Annotated in this window: 4 protein-coding genes; 3 read left to right on the top strand and 1 reads right to left on the bottom strand. The window is 32.1% G+C overall.

Annotation, left to right across the window (positions count from 1 at the left end; all coding sequences use genetic code 11):
- Positions 1 to 132 precede the first annotated feature (132 nt).
- Positions 133 to 1,257, top strand: a complete 1,125-nt coding sequence (locus DW269_RS12250; protein WP_117460275.1) for an ABC transporter permease — start codon at positions 133 to 135, stop codon at positions 1,255 to 1,257.
- Here DW269_RS12250 and DW269_RS12245 read toward each other — a convergent pair.
- Positions 1,254 to 2,231 carry a D-cysteine desulfhydrase family protein gene (locus DW269_RS12245; protein WP_117460273.1) on the bottom strand — a complete coding sequence of 326 codons (978 nt, stop codon included), beginning with the start codon at positions 2,229 to 2,231 and terminating at the stop codon, positions 1,254 to 1,256. The two genes, DW269_RS12250 and DW269_RS12245, sit on opposite strands and share 4 nt — an antisense overlap.
- 96 nt (positions 2,232 to 2,327) lie before the next feature.
- Here DW269_RS12245 and DW269_RS12240 point away from each other — a divergent pair, with 96 nt between their 5' ends.
- Together DW269_RS12240 and ybaK are read left to right on the top strand one after the other, a co-directional pair.
- Positions 2,328 to 2,990, top strand: a complete 663-nt coding sequence (locus DW269_RS12240) for a hydrolase (RefSeq protein WP_199410126.1) — start codon at positions 2,328 to 2,330, stop codon at positions 2,988 to 2,990.
- A 30-nt stretch (positions 2,991 to 3,020) separates the two neighbouring features.
- Positions 3,021 to 3,515, top strand: a complete 495-nt coding sequence (ybaK, locus tag DW269_RS12235; protein ID WP_117460271.1) for a Cys-tRNA(Pro) deacylase — start codon at positions 3,021 to 3,023, stop codon at positions 3,513 to 3,515.
- Positions 3,516 to 3,557 lie beyond the last annotated feature (42 nt).

The following is a 3,557-nucleotide window of genomic DNA, read 5'->3' as shown; positions in this document are numbered from 1 at the left end:
ATAGTGCACGTACGGTTTGATAAGGGGCTAGCCTAGTGATAGGTTAGCCTACTTTCTTACACAATTTTTCCCATATTTACTCCATAATACCGCAAATATTATTTCTTATTATATTTATAAGGAGGCAGCATTATGTTTAAAGGGAAAGAGGGTCTACATTATTTATCGTTATTTATCATTGTATGTATCACAATGAATATTATCATGATGTGCTTGTTCATTAAGCAGGGATCATCACAGGTTATTAATAAGTATAAGAAACAATTAAAGTATGAAGTCACACTATCATCTGATAATGGAATAAGTATCAGAGATGCCAAACAATTAACTACTATTAAAGATGTTAAAACTTATAACTATGAACAACTAGTCAATGCATCTTCACATACACTTAAATCAGTTAATACACGTCTTTCTTTCCCTCGTATTCGTTTGACAGAATTACAAGAAGATACATTTCTTCTTGCAGGTTATTCCTCTATGACGCTGATTCAGGACTTTAATTCAAAAGAATATAAACTTAAAGAAGGAAGACTTTTAAACAAGAATGATGAGAATACATCCAATGCAGTGATTTCTTATGCACTTGCGAAAAATAATAATCTAAGTTTAGGAGACGATATTCAATTAAACACAGAAAAAGGAGATGTATCATTATCTATTGTAGGAATCTATAAGAATAAAGTAGGACTATTAAGTCATTTAAAGCCTTATAATACTATCTTTATCGCTTTATCAAAAGCGCAGTCATTAAGTCATACTGAACAAACTGTTTCTTCTGTTACTTATTATTTAAATAAAAACAGTAATACAGAAGGCTTTATAAAGAAAGCACAAAGAAAAACATTGGATTGGAATCACCTCCAGCTTACATCCAATGATGCACAATATAATGCATGTGTCTCTATCTTTGAAAATATATGTGATAAGTTAAAGATGATTCCTTTGATTATATTAATTATTAGTTCTCTCTTTTTAATACTTATATGTCATAAACTATTTAAAACACATAATCTTAGTAAGATACTTATTATCTTTATGATTTCATTTACTATTTCATGTTTCACAAGTCCATCTCTTTCTAAATATACAATTAATACTTATTTATCTCAGCATGATGTGAATATGTCACAAAAAGAAACAAGAAAGATCAAAACAACCTATACACCTAGAATATTAATAGAGTCTATTGGTATTACATCTATTATGTATTTAGAAACAGTGATTATCGCTTATAAGAAAAAGATCTCAGCCTAGGCTGAGATTATTTCTTTTGATTTAGAGAATAAACCATATATACCACCTGTATGCATGAATAGTATATTCTTTGAATGATCAAATGTACCTTTTTCTAATTCATGGATTAGTCCAAAATACGCCTTACCTGTATATACAGGATCTAGAATAATACCACTATGTCTAGATAAGTCAGAAATAGCTTCTAATTCTTCTTTGCGACTTAAAGAGTAGCCTCTTCCTACATATCCATCAATAATATGAATATGACTTCTCTCTACATCTTTTACATCAAGATGAGATAATGTATCATCAATAATACTATTAATTTCTTTAATAAAGAAATCAGCATCATCACATACATTAATACCTACGATATCTTTATGAGCTTGTCTTAATTCATTACCCAAATATAAACCAGTATAAGTTCCTCCAGAACCTACTGCATCAATAATAGTATCGAACACAATACCAGTCTTTTTCTCATATTCTAGTATTTCATCAAAAGCATCAATATAACCTAAAGTACCGATTCCATTACTAGCACCCATAGGAATAATATAAGGTTTGCCACCTTTATCTAATACTTCCTGATAGACTTCCTGCATCATCTCATCTTTATGTGCCTGGAAATCATCATGTTCCTTTACTCTTATATCAGCACCAAGCATATGATCTAAAAGGAAGTTGGCTGTTTCAATATTTTCACCAGGTTCTTTTCTAAGTATAAGAATACACTTCAATCCAAGTTTTGCGGCTACTGCAGCAGTAGATCGACAATGGTTGGATTGGAATCCACCATTTGTAATCAGTGTATCACACCCTAAAGATAAAGCTTCTGCAACACTGTATTCTAGTTTTCTAATCTTATTACCAGATGCCACACTATCTGTTAAGTCATCTCTTTTCACGAAAATATTTGGTTTATATTTGTTGGAGAGATAGCCTATTTTTTCAATAGGAGTAGGCAGCTGGGCCAAATGTAGTTTGTTCACGTAATCACCCCTACTAATAGTATAGTAGAAATATAAAACAAATACACACTTTTCTTACAGAAAAGTTTGGTATAATAGAGACGAGGAGATGTAAACATGAAAACAATTGGTAAAGATGGTATTTTATTAAGACTCGCAAAAGATATGTATCCTGAAAAGGATGATTTATCTTCTATTGAAGTAAAAATATTATTTAATGATATTTGTCATAAGTATATACAAAGAGAAGGAATTTATGATCTTCTTTCATGGCTAGAAGGTACTGATTTCTATAGTGCACCTGCAAGTACACGTTATCACGGAGATTATGAGGGTGGTTTATGTGACCATAGTCTCTATGTCTATTTCTGCTTTAGAAGCTATGTAAAGAAGCGTTGTGAACCAGGTTATCATTTATCTATGAGTGAAGAAAGTATAGCATTATGTGCTTTATTTCATGATTTATGCAAGGTTGATATTTATAAGACAGAAATGCGTAATAAGAAGAATGCGCAAGGACAATGGGAACAGGTGCCTTTCTATACAATAGAAGATGCATTCCCTGTAGGACATGGTTCTAAGAGTGTATATATTATGAATCGCTATTTAAAGCTTACAGATATAGAAACAGCAGCCATTGCCTATCATATGGGCTTTAGCTATGGGGATGATGCCAGAACTGTAGGAAATGTATTTAGTCGTTTCCCTGAAGCTTTCGCCTTATCTACAGCGGATATGGAAGCTACTTATTTTGTAGAAAATGAACATTGGCCACGATAAAGTGCTATAATATCATCCAAGGTGATATATATGAAAAAGAGTAAAATTAAAACAAATGCATTAAGAATGCTAGATCGTGATAAGATTCCTTATGAAATCAAAACATATGAATATGATGAAGAACATTTAAGTGGTGAACATGTAGCATCACAAGTAGATATGGATGCAGGTGATATCTATAAGACACTTGTATTACATGAAGACCATGATTATTTAGTATGCTGTATTCCTGTTTTGGAGGAAATAGACTTGAAGAAGCTCGCTAAACTATCTGGACATAAGAAGGTAGAAATGCTTCATATGAAGGATTTACTAGGTCTTACAGGTTATATGCGTGGAGGCTGTTCTCCTGTTGGCATGAAAAAGAAGTTCCCAACATATTTTGATGCCAGCATAGAAAAAGACCGTTCTATCGCTCTCTCAGCAGGTAAAAGAGGCTATCAGATGATTGTTTCATCAAAGGATATTACAACTTATTGTGATGCAAAAATTGGGGATGTAGTGAGAGTAAAATGGACCCTGTAAAAAGGACACGATAAAAAAAGGATATTTATTTCGTGACCCTGT

Source organism: Catenibacterium sp. AM22-6LB, from assembly GCF_003435615.1.
Classification (GTDB): Bacteria; Bacillota_I; Bacilli_A; order Erysipelotrichales; family Coprobacillaceae; genus Catenibacterium; species Catenibacterium mitsuoka_A.
This window is presented reverse-complemented; position numbering and strand designations above follow the sequence as displayed.